Consider the following 16,786-nt stretch of genomic DNA (forward strand, 5'->3'; position numbering starts at 1 on the left):
TTATGTGTCACGTTATATTTTAGCTTTTTCCCTTTTGATGCCTCTCAGGACGTACAACAGGTGCAGGAACAGCTCCCTGTCGTAAATCCGGAAGAAGAACGGCTCGCCTGTTTCCCTGACCGTTCCGGTAAAAGACACGGACTCCCGGTTCACGGGATATTGGAGGAAGTTGCCGTTTGCCAGCAGGGTGTGCTTTTTCTTCATCACTTCGCCTAGGAACTTGTCCATATCGTCGTTTCCCTCATAGCCGGAGAAGTAGAGGAAATGATGACGGCGCAGGCTTCGCAGGATTTTGGCGGTTTCCAGCCTTACATCCCTGCCTGACGATTCGTCCGTTCCTCTCATCAGGTTGCAGATGAACTTCTTCTCGCCATTTATGTCAAGAAACAGATAAGGAACTATAATTATAGAGGCATGCCGTGCGTGGTCAGAGATGACCATCGGCTTTTCTTTCAGGATGTCTCCTTTGAAGGTAATGTTCCGGTAATGGTTGTCCATCTGCCGTTCCAGTTCCTTTCTTGGCGTGGTAACGGAGCGGAGTCCCGTGAAGTAGCGTCCGCCCGCCCGGAAGCAGAACCGGTAGATGTCCGCATGATAAGGCTCTCCCAGGAAAAAGAAATTCCGGGTATGGCGGATGGGGGGCAAGACATCCATGTAGTCGAAATATCTTTCTTCCGTAATCTCACTGAACGGGGCGCAGAGGGATTGCAGGTGGATGCGTATCATCTTGCGGACGGTATTTCCGGACACGGCTGTGAGGTACGGGTTCTTTTCCCTGTCCCTCAGTTCCTCCAGTGTCTCATGATGGTAGTCGCCGTGTATTCCGTCAGACATGGTGGTCACGCAGCTGCCGTCAAAACTGCGTGAATCGACTACGAATTTCAGTTTGTCGTTATTCATGGTTCAGATGTTTTGAAGGTTCAACACTCTCTTGGCGGCACTGAGGGCATTGGAGGTGAGCTGCCGTTGCCATGCCTTGTTTCTGGGTGACCAGCGGAATCCGGAGGATTTCAGTTCCTTTCGTCTGTTGTCTTCGGGAATCCTGTCAAACAGGATCTGAAGGCGGTCTTCCCCATAGTTCCATACAAGTGTCCCGCCCTCGAACGGCACTTCCTTGTTTTCCCGGCTTTGCACCGCTTTCAGCCTTTCGCGCATCCGTTCCGCAAGTTCCGGCAATTGGAAGAATTTGTTTCTCGGGGTGATGACGGGTTTCCTTAGCCTTGCGTTATATTCGGAAATGAAGTCCACGGCCCTGCGGACGATTTCCACTTCCCCGTGATTGGCGAAGGTGGATACCTTGTTCAGGATGCTGCTGACGAACAGGGCACGGTTATAACCCCGGCATTGTCCGGTGTCAATCCCGTGGATGGTGTCGGCGCTGCTCTTGATGTCGCGTTTGAGCGTCTGCCATGCCTTTTCCAGTTTTTCTTCCTCCGGTCGTGCGGCTTCCTTTTTTCGTCTGACGGCTTCAAGAACCTTTTGCCGCCAATTGCGGAACTCCTCGTAGCGGTTCTGATAGCTTCTGTTCGTATTCTCCTGCCTGTGGTAATCAAATCCGCCTCGTCCCGTCACCATCGGGTTGGCGCAGCGTGAGAGGGCCGAGAGCTGGGCGGATAGCTTTTTCCGGTAGGCGGCGATGTATGTATCCCGTTCCTCTTCCTGCATGAGTTGCAGGTCGTTGTGCAGCTCCTCCCCGTAAATCATGATGTCCGTCTCGCCACGAATCTCCGGGTCGAAGGAACTCCAGGCGTATGCGTCGCAAGCCTGTTTCCACATATCCTCCAGATAGCCAGGATGTTTGAACGCTACGGCTTCCCAGTCTTTGAAGTCCCTGGAATGCAATTCATTCCGATCTTCCGGATTTCCGTACAGGTGTACATAGTTGCCCGTTCCATGATGCTCCTTTCTGAAATGGAACGGTACGGGAGGATGGTCCGTACCCTTTTCCCGGATCATCGTGACCCGGTGCGCATTCTCTGCGGTAAGGCCCGTTACTTGTTCTTCCCGGACCTTTGCTGTTGTTGTTTCAGTCATAACCGTTGCCATTCATAAATTATTTCTACCAGTTCTTCGTCCGCCAGTTTTTGGATTTCCTCGTCCGAGCAATAGCAGGCGATTTCCTCGTCCAGCTTGAAAGCTGCCGGGTCAAGGCTTCTGATGCCGTCCAGCAGTTCCGGCACCAGGCTGTCTGCGGCAACCGTATAGCTTCCGTCCCTGCCTTGCACCTTCCGTGCGGGATAGCTCCTTTCCCGATAAACCAACATTCTCATTTTCGGATTGGCACCCTGCTGTCCTTTGTGGACTTTGCTTGTTGTCTCTCTGTTCATACCTTCATTTTTTTAGTTTGTTTGACATGATCGGCTCCGTGGAGCCGGTTTTTCGGTTTCTTACTTGCCGGACTGTCCTTTGCCGGGGATTGCGCAAGGCTTGGCAAAAGAAAATACCGCAGCGAAGCGAGGATGATTTTCTTTTAGCCAACCAGCCCCTGAAAGGGGCCGCCTTGCGCAATCAACCCGGCAAAGGGCTATATTTGCAGGTAAGAAATTGAAAGAATGGCTGGGATTTTCAATTTGTCGGATACAACATGTAATAAGTATAATGAGCAAATTTAAAAGCATACAACGAAGGTTTTTCAAATATTTTCCAAACTATCGGATATCAATATCATATCGTAAAACAAGCGAAGGCGTGGCATTCCGGAATAAATACATGTCTTCGCGTCAAAGGTGATTGATTGAAATGAATATATTCTCTGCTTTTGATACGGGTGTCATGGTAGCTCTCTTGCTGGGTATTGAGTTTCTTAGGAGTGATATCCAAACAATTCTCTATTGTAAAAGAAACGATCCCGGGATTTTTAAGAGCTGCCTGTATACATTATTTATATTGTTGGCAAGTCTTTATTCCATTGTGGCCGGAGCCATGCTTAACCCCGAGCCCGTACCCGTTTATGAATTGATGCCCGGTTTTCAAATAGGAGTTTATGGTTCTTGTTCTTTGTTTATATTTCTTGTTATCGCCGGTCTTTACCGTAAAATATTACCTCTCGTCCTTTTGGGGTACGCTATGGTATATGTAATCGGTGTACTGATACCGTTACTTGGATATGTAGTGTCCATGATGAATTATTTCGCCAGCGTAGGATGATTATGAAGATCAAAGATGTTTTCCAGAGAAAATGGATAACAGACAGTATAACAAAAAGAAGGTATCCTTTTCAGATACCTTCAATGACGGGCCGGTTGCATATTTACCCTAATTTCCGCAAGCGAATGAAATCAGAGATTGCCATGCATTTTTTAGTGAGTTTATTATCTTTACATTGTGTTTTAGTGAAACGAAGGTGCCAAAGGTCCACTCTTTTGCATAACTTCCCCTTACCCCATGAAGCGACTTGAGGCAATACGCATTACCCACCATTAGAATAAGGATTAGCCAAAATCCTGTTGAAAGGCTATTTTATACGCTGGATTCTCGGTATAGATGTTTAGCACGTACGTCCTTGAAGTCCTAATCCACTTTGCGGCAATCGAGATGTATTTGAAAATATTGGTGTCCGGTAAAAGTTTGACCGAATCAAAAATACAAGGCTGAATCCCCTCTCGGAGGTCCAGCCTTTTTCGTTACCTTTGTTTCTGCTAAAAAATAAATCAATAACGATGAACAAAGGTAGTCATTTCAACGGACAGCCGGCATATGGTCAGCTGATAAATTTGCTGGACAAGTCAAAAATTCTCCAAATCAGTCAAGAAAAGGGCGGCGAACGGTATGTCAAACACTTTGACGCCTGGCAGCATCTGCTGATAATGTTGTATGCCGTGATCAAACGGTTCGATTCGCTGCGGGAAATCACGGACTCGATGTTCCCTGAAGCGAGAAAGCTTGCCCATCTTGGGATAAGCATGATGCCCCGGCGCAGTACTCTGTCTGACGCAAATGCACGCAGGTCAGAGGGAATCTTTGAGGCAATCTATCGCGACCTGTACAAGACATACCGCAACGAACTTTCATCGGACAGCCGAAACAATCCATCTTCCAGTTGGATAAACCGGCTGCAGATTATCGATTCGACGACAATCAGCCTGTTCTCCAACCTTATCTTCACGGGAGTCGGACGCCATCCGAAGACGGGGAAGAAGAAAGGCGGCATAAAGGTCCACACCAATATCCATGCAAACGAGGGAGTTTCTTCAGATATCAGGTTCACATCTGCCGCCACTAATGACAGTTTCATGCTCAAGCCGTCAAATTACACAAGCGGAGACATCGTTGCCCTGGACAGGGCCTACATCGATTACGCCAAGTTCGAGGAGCTGAGCCGGGCAGGTGTCATATATGTCACCAAGATGAAGAAGAATCTTGTCTATGAGGTTTCTGCTGATACCGATATACATGACAGAAAGTGGGTTGATGGCACTTCGGGAACGCCATGTGACATTCACGAAGAAGGTCAAAGATGGCGACGATATAAAGCACCATGCACGCATAGTCACCTACGTCGACCAAAAGAAAAGAGGGGCCAAGCTCATATCCCTCCTCACAAACGACATGGAGATGAGCGCCGAGGATATTGTGGCAATCTACCGGAAACGCTGGGAGATAGAGCTGTTGTTCAAGCAGATAAAGCAGAACTTCCCCCTTCGGTACTTTTACGGCGAAAGCGCCAATGCCATCAAAATCCAGATATGGATAACCCTCATCGCCAACCTTCTACTGATGGTGCTGAAGAAACGCATCAAACGCAGCTGGAGCTTCTCGGGATTGGCAACAATGGTCAGAATCATGTTAATGTATTACGTCAACCTCTACACCTTCCTCGAAGAACCCGACAAAGACTGGTCAAAACTGGTAGCCGAGGCAGAATCGCCACCCAAGGAACTCCTGCTCTTTGGATAGAGGGGCTTACCAGACAAAACAAACACCCGCAATGCCTATCAAGTGACACTGCGGGTAGGCGAATCGTACTACACTAAACTTTAGCGGACAGCAATGATTTGAAAACGAAAGTCTTAATACGACTCGATATGGATAGGCCAAAATCCTTAACGTTTAATTTTCGGATGATTGTTTTGTAGAAGTTCCTTATCAATGCAGTCATCAGCAGGTATACTGCATTTTCTGCCATGAATGACTTTGGCAAATGTTTCCATCCAAACCCGTTGTTCATGTCATCGAGGATTCTTTCCTTCCCACCGCACAGGTTATAGAACTCTACGACATCCCTTATGTCGGATTCGAAATCATTGGTAAGGATACACCGGTAGGTATATTCTCCTTCCCATAGCTCCCGTATGTCATCTGTTCTTCTTTGTCTTTGGATGACAAGACGGTATGGTTTCCCCTTCCACTTTTCTACGACAATCGAATTCAGCTCGAACCTGATTCCGTTGATCTCCTCAGCCTTCCATCCCCTGAGGGCGAACATGTCATCGTAAAAAGCGGAGCATCTGTTGGCTCTGATATAGAAGTACTTGCAATGGGCCTTGACGGTATCTACAATCTCTTCGGAGCACGACCCACAATCCATACGAGCTCTATTTATATGAATGCCGTTACATTCCAGCCTGGTGAAGATTCTTTCCAATGTACACTGCTGGCAGAACCGGACATTCGTGTTGCCATCCCGATTTTCAATGCCGACAATATGGTCACCTATAACGGCCACTCCCGGGCTGTATCCTGTGAACTTCTTGTATGTACGTTTGGCATCATACTTCTCCGTTTCAATGAACTGGTGGTCAAAATCCAGATCGTAACCCTGCTCCTGACATAATTCTCCGGTAGCAATGAGAGACTTGACCAACAATTCGTTCATTGTGTCAGCTGTATTGAAGTCATATGATTTACCTGAGTCTGGAGATGAATACGTTATGTTGTCTGTAGTCAGTTCTTTTATGGCGCGAAGAATCGTGTCTGCGCTGCAGGTTTTAAGTTTGGGATGCAGGGAAAGATGGGGCATGAGATGAGTGGATATGTCTTCAATGCACGAGCCGCCACAGAAGAATACGCACATGAGAGAACGGATGATTTCACTGTATTGGTAACCATAGGTTCTGCTATGCAGTCCTAATGTGGAGTCGATTACGTCCGATAAAAGAGCATCAAATTGCTCCATGATTGAAAATATTCCGCCAAAAGGTGTGATTGAATCGAATTTTATTTGTACTTTAGCCATGTCTGCTGAAGATTGGTTTGATTTTTATTGCAACACGAAGTTAAGTGAATCTTCTGACATGACAAAGCACTGGGTAATACATTACTACTCAGTGCTTTAAATTATTCTTGTACAAAAGTGTTGCGGAAATTAGGTATATCAACAATTGAGGAAGCGTTATGCTTGTTTTGTTGTGACTCCACTCAAAATGCGGTGTTCCGGTTTCACGCTTCCATGTATTATCAGGTTCTTCCAAGAAACCTGGAAGGCGTAAAATAATCCACATTTATGAAGCAGTATTGGTCTTTTTTCAAATCGGGCAAGTTTGCTTTTCTTGCCTTGTTCTTCGTATCACTTACGGTAATATCTTGTGACAACGATGACGATAACAATGTTTCTCCCGATCCGCCTATTGAGAAAGGCGAAATTGAGCTTGCAGAAAATGCCCAAGCTCTCAACTATTTTGATTTTATCAATCCGAACGATGTGGAGATCTTAAATGCTGACACAACACAGATTCGTGTGAGCCAGGCATACCTGGATAAGATAAAGACAAAGGTAAACAAGAACGATGTGTTGTCTATATGGCGCAGCATCGACACGCCACCTTTCATTCGGAAGGTATCAAATGTATCGGCAAACGGAAAGGATGCTATTCTGACGACAACCCAAGGTACATTGGCAGACCTGATAGAGCATGGCGACTTCAAGCTGAGCACGGAATTGTATGTTAACTACGGCGAGAAAGGCTTGAAGAACCGTTATTCCAAAGACGGCGTTTATCATCCCAGCGTGGTTATCTTCAGCGGTACAGAAGACAATGGCAAAAAGTATGCAACAGCCGAAGAGCTGCTGGCCCAAGAAGCTACATGGCATATTTTCAACAAGGATGGAATAACCAATTATTCATACGAAGAAAAAGGCTTACGCATTGGACTGAAGGATGTACAGACCCACACAGCATTAGACCTTGAAATCGGCATCAACATTTCCTGGTTCAAATTACGTAACTTTGATTGCTACTTCACAGGTGAGTACAAACTGGATGGTCCTCTGTTCGTTGAATGGGATGTGAAGGATAAATCAAGCGGCGGTGAAGTCCCATTAGTCTATTATCCTCCTATTGTAGTTGTATTCCCGATAGCAGGTCCCATTCACATTTCGGTCATGGTTATACCCACTTTAACTATGGACTGTAATGCACATGCAAAAGGCACGATAGGCATAACTCTGCCCATGACTTTTGATTCTTCCTTTAAGCTGGGTCCTTCCTATGCAAGAGACAGAGGCTGGGTCTTTTATAAAGAATACAACCATTCGTTTAACTGCTATGTAGATCGAACCAACATCACTTACTCTGGTGAAGTGGCTGCAAGCCTGGGTGTATATTTCAAGACGGAAGTCAATATAGCCTATTGCGGAGGTCCTTTCGTTAAAGTAGGTCCTTCTGTTTCAACAGATCTGTCTGCAAGTGTAGTAACGGGTTCCGACTATCAGTTCAAGGTCAACACCAGCGGCAAGTTTAAGCTGGCCGGTAAGACAGGAGCCGAATTGCATATAGTGGGATATTCGTTAGGCAAGTGGGAAACGGAATATGTTTTAGCGGAGAAAGATGCCTGGAATAAAGAATTTATAGTAGATATGTGGCCTAAGTAGGGCTTTTAGCGGATAAACCTCAATCAGTCATTAGAACGAGAAAAGTAAAGCGACTGACTATTTTTATTCGTTCTAACGACCGAATTGGGTTAAAAGAGACAAAATGGGCGAGGAAGACCACTGAGCTTTCAGCCTATTTTGTGACTTTCACTTATAGTCTAAAACGATATAGCATTAATGAATTGTCTTCCTCGTCCATATTGGGTATGATATACGAATAATAATAGGGTGCCATATATCCCATTACTCTAAAATTCGTAGGAACGGATACATCTGCAATGAGCTTACCTTCTTTATAAATTTGCAGCCCATCTTTTTCTATATCCTTCTTTTTATACGATCTGAATAAAGATTGATTGCTGATTACGTGTGTTGAAAATAGTTTAGGATATCTTTTGTCCGCCTGACTACTCTAATGCTATCCACTTTCTATCCACCCTTATTTTTGTGACAGACTGTTGGCTGGATGCTCGTGGAAAATCGTTACTTTTGCAGCCGTTTTCAGGCAGGATAGGTTCATGTAATTGGGATAAAGTGGCATTAGCCGTAGGAATTCCTGCATCAGAAAGTGATTATTATCAACATAAACCTAATTTCCGCAACACTTTTGTACAAGAATAATTTAAAGCAGTGAGTAGTAATATATTACTCAGTGCTTTGTCATGTTCGAAGATTTACTTAACTTCGTGTTGCGTAAAAATCAAACCAATCTTCAGCAGACATGGCTAAAGTACAAATAAAATTCGATTCAATCACACCTTTTGGCGGAATATTTTCAATCATGGAGCAATTTGATGCTCTTTTATCGGACGTAATCGACTCCACATTAGGACTGCGTAGCAGAACCTATGGTTACCAATACAGTGAAATCATCCGTTCTCTCATGTGCGTATTCTTCTGTGGCGGCTCGTGCATTGAAGACATATCCACTCATCTCATGCCCCATCTTTCCCTGCATCCCAAACTTAAAACCTGCAGCGCAGACACGATTCTTCGCGCCATAAAAGAACTGACTACAGACAACATAACGTATTCATCTCCAGACTCAGGTAAATCATATGACTTCAATACAGCTGACACAATGACCGAATTGTTGGTCAAGTCTCTCATTGCTACCGGAGAATTATGTCAGGAGCAGGGTTACGATCTGGATTTTGACCACCAGTTCATTGAAACGGAGAAGTATGATGCCAAACGTACATACAAGAAGTTCACAGGATACAGCCCGGGAGTGGCCGTTATAGGTGACCATATTGTCGGCATTGAAAATCGGGATGGCAACACGAATGTCCGGTTCTGTCAGCAGTGTACATTGGAAAGAATCTTCACCAGGCTGGAATGGAACGGCATTCATATAAATAGAGCCCGTATGGATTGTGGGTCGTGCTCCGAAGAGATTGTAGATACCGTCAAGGCCCATTGCAAGTACTTCTATATCAGAGCCAACAGATGCTCCGCTTTTTATGAAGACATGTTCGCTCTCAGGGGATGGAAAGCTGAGGAAATCAACGGGATCAGGTTTGAGTTGAACTCGATTGTCGTAGAAAAATGGAAGGGGAAACCATACCGTCTTGTCATCCAAAGACAAAGAAGAGCAGATGACATACGGGAGCTATGGGAAGGAGAATATACCTACCGGTGTATCCTTACCAATGATTTCGAATCCGATATAAGGGATGTCGTAGAGTTCTATAACCTGCGCGGTGGGAAGGAAAGAATCCTCGATGACATGAACAACGGGTTTGGATGGAAACATTTGCCAAAGTCATTCATGGCAGAAAATGCAGTATACCTGCTGATGACTGCATTGATAAGGAACTTCTACAAAACGATCATCCGAAAATTAAACGTTAAGGATTTTGGCCTATCCATATCGAGTCGTATTAAGACTTTCGTTTTCAAATACATCTCGGTTGCCGCAAAGTGGATTAGGACTTCAAGGACGTACGTGCTAAACATCTATACCGAGAATCCAGCGTATAAAATAGCCTTTCAACAGGATTTTGGCTAATCCTTATTCTAATGGTGGGTAATGCGTATTGCCTCAAGTCGCTTCATGGGGTAAGGGGAAGTTATGCAAAAGAGTGGACCTTTGGCACCTTCGTTTCACTAAAACACAATGTAAAGATAATAAACTCACTAAAAAATGCATGGCAATCTCTGATTTCATTCGCTTGCGGAAATTAGGTTTACCATTCCAGACGTTCCTTCACATTGTTCATCGCCTCTTTCAGGCTGCTGTTCATGACCCGCGCATAATGCTGCGTCATGCGTGTGGAGGCATGTCCGAGCATGACGGACACGTCCTGCAAGGGTACATTGTTGGCGAGCGTGACGGTGGTCCCGAAAGTGTGCCTGGCCACATGCGTGGTCAGATTTTTCTTTATGCCGCAGAAATCGGCGATTTCCTTGAGGTAGCTGTTCATTTTCTGGTTGCACATGACAGGCAGGCAGCATCCTTTCTTTACGCAGATCGGATGTTCCCTGTATTTCTCCAATATGGCCAGTGGAACGGGCAGCAGCGGGATGTTGCTGATGGAAGACGCTTTTCTGCGGTGTTCCAACTTGACCCTTCCTTTCCTTATCCACCAGTCACCGAGATTGTCCTGTACCAGGTTTTCACCACTCAGAGTGGCGACATCGGAGAACGCCAGACCGGTGAAGCACGCGAAGACAAATATGTCCCTGACCAGCTCGAGCCGTGGGATGGTGAATTTCTTTTTCATGACGGCCTGCAACTCGTCGTAGGTCAGGAATACCGGATCGGTCTCGTCCTGTTCCATCTTGTAACCGTAAAAGGGATTCTTACGCATCCATTCCTTTGCCAATGCCATGTTGGTGAATTTCTTGAAACATTTCATGTAGCGGACTATCGTGTTACGGCACAGTCCCCCCTCCGTTTTCAGGTAAATGTCAAACGCGCGGATGAACTCCGGTGTCAGCTCATGGAAGGTGATATCCTCCTTGCCGTAATAAGAGGGGATAAGCCGCTGCAATTTCTTCACCACGTTCTTGTACCGGTTGATCGTAACGGGAGAGTAGTCTATGCCTGTCAGTGTTTCCATTTCCTTGATGCCATCCTGCATGGTACCGAGCAATGTACGCATTTCGGTGTCTTTCCCGAAAACACGTTTCAGGATCAGTTTCGGGGTAATCAGGGCCTGTTCCAATACCAGTTCCTTGTGTTTCTCGAGGGCACGTGCGTGTAACTCCGCAATATAGGTATTCAATGCGATGGATGCCCTGTCCCTGCCCTTGCTGCATCCTTTGGCCGCATTCCATAAGTTCAGAGGCACGCTTCTTTGGATACGGGCATCGTCGTAGCTCCCGTTGATGGTTATCCGCATCAGTACGGGGGCCTCACCGTTTTTCAACAATTTCGTTTTGAGCACGAAAAAAAGAATGTTCATTGTTCCTTGTTTCATCACTTTTGTTTTTTTAGAGGTGTTACATCCAATTGTTTCGTCAAAACCGGATGGCATGAGGACGTGAAACGAAATGTTAAATTCGGTGGCTTTTTTGAGGGACTTGTGGAATAGCCATAAAAATCCCATTTTTATCAGGTTCGAATTGCCTTTTGTATCCCGGGTTCGATTCCTTTTTTTATCCCGATGGGAAATACCGAATTTTTAAATTTATTTCACATTTTCAACTCCATCCGGTCATGTGTGCAAAATTACTTTTTCACACCGGAGATTGAAATTGTCAAACAGTTGAAAAACAATGAAGTATGATACATATTTATGGCTTTTTCAAAAGCCTTAAAAAAAGCCACTGAACTGGCAAAATCCAACTTCACAAATATGTAATGAAATGCGTAGCGAGGGTAAAAAAAGAACCCTTGAACTATCTCTAATTCAAGGGTTTTCTAAAATTGAAAAGCTTTTTGGTGGTGCCACCAGGAATCGAACCGGGGACACAAGGATTTTCAGTCCTTTGCTCTACCAACTGAGCTATGGCACCATGTTTATCTCTTTTGCGGTTGCAAAGGTAGTGAAACTTTTGGACTATGCAATAGCTTTCATAATAAAAAACGCTGATAATTGGCTATATGGCTAATTATCAGCGTTTATGATTTGAGAAAAAATACTGAAAAAGTTTTATAGTTATGCTTTTTCCGCTTCTTCTTCCTTCAAAGGATTCCATCCTTGTGCTTTGAGTTCAAACTCTTGACCGTCACGGGTAATTAGGGCGCAGCCTAATTCCGGTTTGGTGATATGGCCAATCAGCTTGACGCCTTCCATTTCGGCAACCTTTTCATGGTCGGCAATGGGGACGGTGAACAATAACTCATAATCCTCGCCTCCGTTCAGTGCACAAGTGCTCAGGTTCATATTGAATTCTTCTGCCATTACAGCCGTCTGATAGTCGATAGGAATATGTTCTTCGTAAACTCGGCAACCCACTTTGCTTTGGGTACAAATATGCAGTAATTCCGAAGAAAGTCCGTCCGATATATCCATCATGGAGGTGGGTTGTATACCTTCTTCTGCCAGTTTCTGAATGATGTCACGGCGTGCTTCGGGCTTCAGTTGACGTTCCAGAAGATACTCCTTCCCCGAGAAGTCCGGTTGCAAGTCTTTGTCACCTCCTTTGAGCACCGCCTTTTCGCGTTCCAAAAGCTGTAGTCCCATGTAGGCGGCACCCAAGTCGCCGCTGACGCAAATCAGGTCGGTTTCGCGGGCACCATTGCGGTAGACCACTTTTCCTTTCTCACCCTCGCCTATGCAGGTGATGCTGATGGTAAGCCCAGTATAGGAAGCGGAGGTGTCTCCTCCCACGATGTCAACATCATATTCTTCGCAAGCCAAACGGATGCCGGCATAGAGTTCCTCCATGTCTTCTATACTGAAACGCTTGGATATACCCAAGGAAACGGTAATCTGCTTCGGTGTGCCGTTCATGGCATAGATATCGGAGAAATTGACTACGGCCGATTTATACCCCAAATGCTTGAGCGGTACATACACAAGGTCGAAGTGGACGCCTTCCATTAGCAAGTCGGTGGTAACGAGCACTTCCTTTTCGGCCGGGTAGGAGAGGACGGCGGCATCATCTCCGACACCATATCGGCTCGACTCATTCTTTAGTTCAATGCCTTCGGTGAGGTGACGGATGAGGCCGAATTCACCGAGGGTAGCTATTTCTGTTCTCATGCTTTCTTATGCTCTATTAATCAATTCACGCATAATCTCTGTCATTCTCGGTTGTGCCTCGTCTGCAGCTTTCTGCACTTCTTCGTGAGAAACTTCTACGATTTTACCTTCTACCCCCAAGTCTGTAATGACAGATACGCCGAACACTTTGATTCCGCAATGATTTGCCACGATGACTTCCGGCACGGTGGACATGCCCACTGCATCGGCACCCAGAATATGGAACATCTTGTATTCCGCAGGTGTTTCGAATGTGGGACCTTGCGTACCGATATAGACACCGTGCTGAACCTTGATGCCCTTTTCTGCTGCAATGGCGTCGGCCTTACGAATCAGCTCTTTGTCATAGGCCTCGCTCATATCCGGGAAACGAGGGCCGTAAGGTATGTTTTTGCCACGCAATGGATGTTCGGGGAAGTAGTTTATATGGTCGGTGATAATCATCAGGTCGCCGATCGCAAAATCCGGATTTGTGCCGCCACTGGCATTGGAAACGAACAAGGTCTTGATACCCAGTTCGCGCATTACACGTACCGGGAAGGTTACTTCCTTCATGGAATAGCCCTCGTAAAAATGGAAACGTCCCTGCATCGCCATGATGTCTTTATGGCCCAGTTTGCCGAAGATAAGTTTTCCGCTGTGTCCCTCTACGGTAGAGACGGGGAAGTTGGGGATTTCTTCGTACCTTATCTCATACTTTTCAGTGATTTCACCGGCAAGACTGCCGAGGCCGGTACCGAGGATGATTGCTGTCTCAGGCTGGGTGTGCATCTTTCCCTTCAGAAAGGCTGCTGTTTCTTGAATGCGCTCTAACATAGCCAATAATGTTTTGGTTAAATATATATTGTTGATTTTGTAAAATTTCTATTTCTATCGGCAGCACGTAGATGTACGGCTTTAGTGTTTCGTCCAGTGCGGGATGGAGTTTCAGCCTTGCCGCATCTTTCTCCGTGGTGATTATCAGTCTTTTCCACTCTTCCAGGTGCAGGAATTGTTCCTTTATTTGCAATAAATCCTTGGGAGTAAAGTCATGATGGTCATCAAATGACAGCAATTTGACGTGTGGCGTGTAAGATTCCACTTCTTTCTGTAAGGGGGCGGGGGAGGCGATGCCTGTCACCAGCAGTACTTGCTCGTCTCTGGTGAGGGAGGAGAGCACTTTCCGGCTGTTCGTTTTCTCGGGAAATAGCGGTGTCAACATTCCATAGCGGAATCTGGAGAAATACAGTTGTTGGTATGGATAGAGGTGGAGCCGTTTAGCTATGATGTTGAAGTCTATCGGCTTGATATCATCCGGACATTTGGTGACGATGACCATCTGTGCCCGGTTTTTACCGCTTGAAGGTTCGCGGAGTCTTCCGGCAGGGAGCAAGGCATCATCGCACAGTAACCGGTGAAAATCAGTTAGTAGAATGTTCAGCCCAGCTTTTACATGGCGATGTTGGAAGGCATCGTCCAGGATGATGGCTTCTACAGTGGGATTTTCCAGTTTCAGCAGTTGCTCAATGCCGTGGCAACGGTTTTCGTCTACCGCTACCCGTGCATTGGGGAATTTATTTTTAATTTGATACGGCTCGTCACCTATTTGGCGTACATTGCTCTTGTCATCGGCCAATACATAGCCTCGGCTTTTACGCTTGTAACCCCGACTGAGGGTGGCTACATTTACTCCGTTTTTTTGTAATAGCTTTATCAGATATTCGGTATGTGGCGTCTTGCCAGTTCCGCCCACAGCAAGATTGCCCACGCATATTACTGGAACGTCAAAACTCTTTGACCGGAGCCAGCCCCAGTCAAAGAGTTTATTTCGCAAGCATACCCCTATCCCATAAAGCCATGATAGGGGATATAGCCAATGATATATCTTGATAAAGTTTTCCTCCATTTATTGAATATTCAGTTCAAAGGGTACACGTGCTTGTATACGGTCACATTTGTCAAAATTCTCCAGGACGCTGAACTGCTGGTATATCTCGCCCATTGTGCCTTTCAGCATACGTGCTTTGATGTAGTTACCCGGATTGGTGTTCATCAGACTTTCAAAGAAACTTTCCTTTTTCGGATAGCTCATCACGGTATAGGCATCTACTCCGGCCTTTGCAATGGCAATGTCCAAAGCTTTGTCCAAACCACCCAATTCGTCGACTAGTCCTAGTTCCTTGGCCTTGCTTCCGGTCCATACACGGCCTTGGGCAATTTTATCCAGGTCTTCCTTGCTGATGCCTCGGCCATCGGAGCAGCGGGTGAGGAAGAGGTCATATCCGTTGTTCACATACATTTGCATCAGCCCTTTTTCTCCGTCATTCATCGGGCGTGTCAGCATGCCGAAGTCTGCGTATTTATTGGTTTTCACTACATCAAAATTTACCCCGATTTTATCAGTCAGCCCCTTTGCGTTGGGGAACATGCCGAAGATGCCGATAGAACCCGTCAGTGTGGTAGGCTCGGCCACGATGGTGTCTGCATTACAAGAAATGTAGTAACCTCCTGAAGCTGCATAGTCACCCATGGAAACAATGACTGGTTTCTCTTTCTTCAATTCGCTGACGGCATACCATATCTGTTCTGAACCATAGGCGCTTCCGCCCGGTGAGTTTACGCGTAATACTACAGCTTTTACATCTTCGTCATCTTTCAGCTTGCGCAGGTCTTTAATCACCTTTTTAGAGTCGATGCCTTCTTCGCTGGAGGCAGAAGATGAACCACCGTCAATTTCTCCATAGGCATAGTATACGGCAATCACATTTCCACTTTTGTCTTTGGGAACATTCTTCTTTACGTTAATCATGTCCTGCAAACCAAGTACGGGCATGCGGTCGTCTTTGTCGATGCCTACCATCGCTTTCAGGTAGTTGCGTACATCATTCTTATATATTAATGTATCGACCAGTCCGCATTGCACACTTTCTTCTGCGGGATAGAACATCAACATGCGGTCGGCAATGGCGTTCAGTGAGTCTACAGATATTTTGCGTGATTCTGCAACATCATTGGTCACTTGTCCCCAGATGGAGGTCAGGTAAGCGTCGATTTGTTCACGGTTGGCAGGGCTCATTTCGGTAGAGATGAAAGGCTCTACAGCCGATTTGTAGGTACCTACTTTGAATATCTGCATTTCTACTCCGATTTTGGCCAGCAAATCCTTGAAGAACATGGGGGTAGCGGCCAAGCCCCTCCACTCGACCATACCTTGCGGGTTCAGCAACACCTTGTCGGCTATACTTGACAGATAATAAAGACCTTGGGAATAGCTGTCACCATAAGCCACGATGAATTTTCCCGATTCCTTGAAATCCTTCAATGCATTGCGTATTTCTTCGCGTGAAGCAAATCCTGCACCCAGCGAAGTCGCTTCTATATAGATACCTTTAATGTCGTCATTCTCTTTTGCTTTTTTGATAGAAGAGAGGATATCATCCAGGCCATAAGTCTTATAATTGTCTCCCATAAGGGCATCGAACGGATTGTCTTGGCTGCGTTCAGCCAGTGCACCATTCAAATCCAGCATCATAATGGAGTTTTTGCGTACTTGCGTTTCTGACTCCGAAGATGATACCATGCTGAAAACCACCAAAATACTGATGAAAACTAAAACAACGACTGATACGATGATGCCGGTAATGGTGGCAAACGTAAATTTCAGAAAATCTTTCATTGCACTTTATTGTTTTTAGTATGCTAACTTTTAAAAGCTAACAAAGATAAATAATTAGGTTGATATTTACCCTATCTGTCGCTGAGTTTTTCGGTTTGTCACAGTATTGTGGGAGATTTCATTCTCTTTTCTTTTATCTTTGGAGTATTTCATTTCGTTCTTTAT

Annotated in this window: 12 protein-coding genes, 1 tRNA gene and 2 pseudogenes; 4 read left to right on the plus strand and 11 right to left on the minus strand. The window is 45.6% G+C overall.

What is annotated here, in order from left to right; translation table 11 throughout:
- Positions 1 to 12: 12 nt before the first annotated feature.
- From NQ510_RS09355 to NQ510_RS09370, 4 genes are read right to left on the minus strand one after another with little or no spacing between them, the layout of a single operon-like run.
- Positions 13 to 900, minus strand: a complete 888-nt coding sequence (locus tag NQ510_RS09355; protein ID WP_005828696.1) for a hypothetical protein — start codon at positions 898 to 900, stop codon at positions 13 to 15.
- A gap of 3 nt (positions 901 to 903) precedes the next feature.
- The gene (locus tag NQ510_RS09360; protein WP_007851204.1) at positions 904 to 2,046 is read right to left on the minus strand and encodes a hypothetical protein; all 1,143 of its coding nucleotides are present in this window, start codon (positions 2,044 to 2,046) and stop codon (positions 904 to 906) included.
- On the minus strand, positions 2,031 to 2,327 hold the full coding sequence (locus tag NQ510_RS09365) for a hypothetical protein (protein ID WP_005634950.1): 297 nt from the start codon (positions 2,325 to 2,327) through the stop codon (positions 2,031 to 2,033). Before NQ510_RS09365 ends, NQ510_RS09360 begins: the two co-directional genes overlap by 16 nt.
- Before the next feature lie 60 nt (positions 2,328 to 2,387).
- Positions 2,388 to 2,618 carry a hypothetical protein gene (locus NQ510_RS09370; RefSeq protein WP_229035968.1) on the minus strand — a complete coding sequence of 77 codons (231 nt, stop codon included), beginning with the start codon at positions 2,616 to 2,618 and terminating at the stop codon, positions 2,388 to 2,390.
- A gap of 121 nt (positions 2,619 to 2,739) precedes the next feature.
- On the opposite strand from NQ510_RS09370, the gene NQ510_RS09375 reads away from it, so the two are divergent.
- Both NQ510_RS09375 and NQ510_RS09380 read left to right on the plus strand, forming a co-directional pair.
- Positions 2,740 to 3,147: a hypothetical protein gene (locus NQ510_RS09375; RefSeq protein ID WP_005828689.1), complete on the plus strand. Its 408-nt coding sequence runs from the start codon at positions 2,740 to 2,742 to the stop codon at positions 3,145 to 3,147.
- A 512-nt stretch (positions 3,148 to 3,659) separates the two neighbouring features.
- Positions 3,660 to 4,896 (plus strand): annotated as a pseudogene (locus NQ510_RS09380) (IS4 family transposase).
- Between the two features lie 97 nt (positions 4,897 to 4,993).
- Here NQ510_RS09380 and NQ510_RS09385 read toward each other — a convergent pair.
- Positions 4,994 to 6,175, minus strand: a pseudogene (locus tag NQ510_RS09385) (IS1380-like element ISBvu1 family transposase); the annotation flags it as partial.
- A 267-nt stretch (positions 6,176 to 6,442) separates the two neighbouring features.
- On the opposite strand from NQ510_RS09385, the gene NQ510_RS09390 reads away from it, so the two are divergent.
- Positions 6,443 to 7,810 carry a hypothetical protein gene (locus tag NQ510_RS09390; RefSeq protein ID WP_005640468.1) on the plus strand — a complete coding sequence of 456 codons (1,368 nt, stop codon included), beginning with the start codon at positions 6,443 to 6,445 and terminating at the stop codon, positions 7,808 to 7,810.
- 721 nt (positions 7,811 to 8,531) lie between these two features.
- Positions 8,532 to 9,821, plus strand: coding sequence for an IS1380-like element ISBvu1 family transposase (locus NQ510_RS09395; protein WP_005640453.1), 1,290 nt, complete (start codon positions 8,532 to 8,534; stop codon positions 9,819 to 9,821).
- A gap of 178 nt (positions 9,822 to 9,999) precedes the next feature.
- On the opposite strand, the gene NQ510_RS09400 is transcribed toward NQ510_RS09395, so the two are convergent.
- The 6 genes from NQ510_RS09400 to sppA all read right to left on the minus strand — a co-directional run bounded on the left by NQ510_RS09400 (position 10,000) and on the right by sppA (position 16,621).
- Entirely contained in the window at positions 10,000 to 11,235 is a 1,236-nt protein-coding gene (locus NQ510_RS09400; RefSeq protein ID WP_005864602.1) for a site-specific integrase, read from the minus strand.
- Between the two features lie 462 nt (positions 11,236 to 11,697).
- Positions 11,698 to 11,773, minus strand: a tRNA-Phe gene (locus NQ510_RS09405).
- Between the two features lie 143 nt (positions 11,774 to 11,916).
- Entirely contained in the window at positions 11,917 to 12,966 is a 1,050-nt protein-coding gene (gene thiL / locus NQ510_RS09410) for a thiamine-phosphate kinase (RefSeq protein ID WP_005828671.1), read from the minus strand.
- Between the two features lie 6 nt (positions 12,967 to 12,972).
- Positions 12,973 to 13,782 carry a purine-nucleoside phosphorylase gene (locus tag NQ510_RS09415; RefSeq protein WP_005835556.1) on the minus strand — a complete coding sequence of 270 codons (810 nt, stop codon included), beginning with the start codon at positions 13,780 to 13,782 and terminating at the stop codon, positions 12,973 to 12,975.
- Positions 13,721 to 14,851, minus strand: coding sequence for a tetraacyldisaccharide 4'-kinase (lpxK, locus tag NQ510_RS09420; RefSeq protein WP_005828669.1), 1,131 nt, complete (start codon positions 14,849 to 14,851; stop codon positions 13,721 to 13,723). The genes NQ510_RS09415 and lpxK overlap by 62 nt, the downstream gene beginning before the upstream one ends.
- Positions 14,852 to 16,621 carry a signal peptide peptidase SppA gene (sppA, locus tag NQ510_RS09425; RefSeq protein ID WP_005828668.1) on the minus strand — a complete coding sequence of 590 codons (1,770 nt, stop codon included), beginning with the start codon at positions 16,619 to 16,621 and terminating at the stop codon, positions 14,852 to 14,854. It lies immediately after the preceding gene.
- Positions 16,622 to 16,786: the final 165 nt, after the last annotated feature.

The organism is Bacteroides uniformis, assembly GCF_025147485.1.
Taxonomy (GTDB): Bacteria; Bacteroidota; Bacteroidia; order Bacteroidales; family Bacteroidaceae; genus Bacteroides; species Bacteroides uniformis.

Coding starts and splice junctions, on each gene's coding strand:
- NQ510_RS09390 (WP_005640468.1), top strand. CDS start 6,443: ATGAAGCAGTATTGGTCTTTTTTCAAATCGGGCAAGTTTGCTTTTCTT.
- thiL (WP_005828671.1), bottom strand. CDS start 12,966: ATGAGAACAGAAATAGCTACCCTCGGTGAATTCGGCCTCATCCGTCAC.
- NQ510_RS09400 (WP_005864602.1), bottom strand. CDS start 11,235: ATGAAACAAGGAACAATGAACATTCTTTTTTTCGTGCTCAAAACGAAA.
- NQ510_RS09415 (WP_005835556.1), bottom strand. CDS start 13,782: ATGTTAGAGCGCATTCAAGAAACAGCAGCCTTTCTGAAGGGAAAGATG.
- NQ510_RS09375 (WP_005828689.1), top strand. CDS start 2,740: ATGAATATATTCTCTGCTTTTGATACGGGTGTCATGGTAGCTCTCTTG.
- sppA (WP_005828668.1), bottom strand. CDS start 16,621: ATGAAAGATTTTCTGAAATTTACGTTTGCCACCATTACCGGCATCATC.
- NQ510_RS09355 (WP_005828696.1), bottom strand. CDS start 900: ATGAATAACGACAAACTGAAATTCGTAGTCGATTCACGCAGTTTTGAC.
- lpxK (WP_005828669.1), bottom strand. CDS start 14,851: ATGGAGGAAAACTTTATCAAGATATATCATTGGCTATATCCCCTATCA.
- NQ510_RS09395 (WP_005640453.1), top strand. CDS start 8,532: ATGGCTAAAGTACAAATAAAATTCGATTCAATCACACCTTTTGGCGGA.
- NQ510_RS09370 (WP_229035968.1), bottom strand. CDS start 2,618: ATGCTTTTAAATTTGCTCATTATACTTATTACATGTTGTATCCGACAA.
- NQ510_RS09365 (WP_005634950.1), bottom strand. CDS start 2,327: ATGAACAGAGAGACAACAAGCAAAGTCCACAAAGGACAGCAGGGTGCC.
- NQ510_RS09360 (WP_007851204.1), bottom strand. CDS start 2,046: ATGGCAACGGTTATGACTGAAACAACAACAGCAAAGGTCCGGGAAGAA.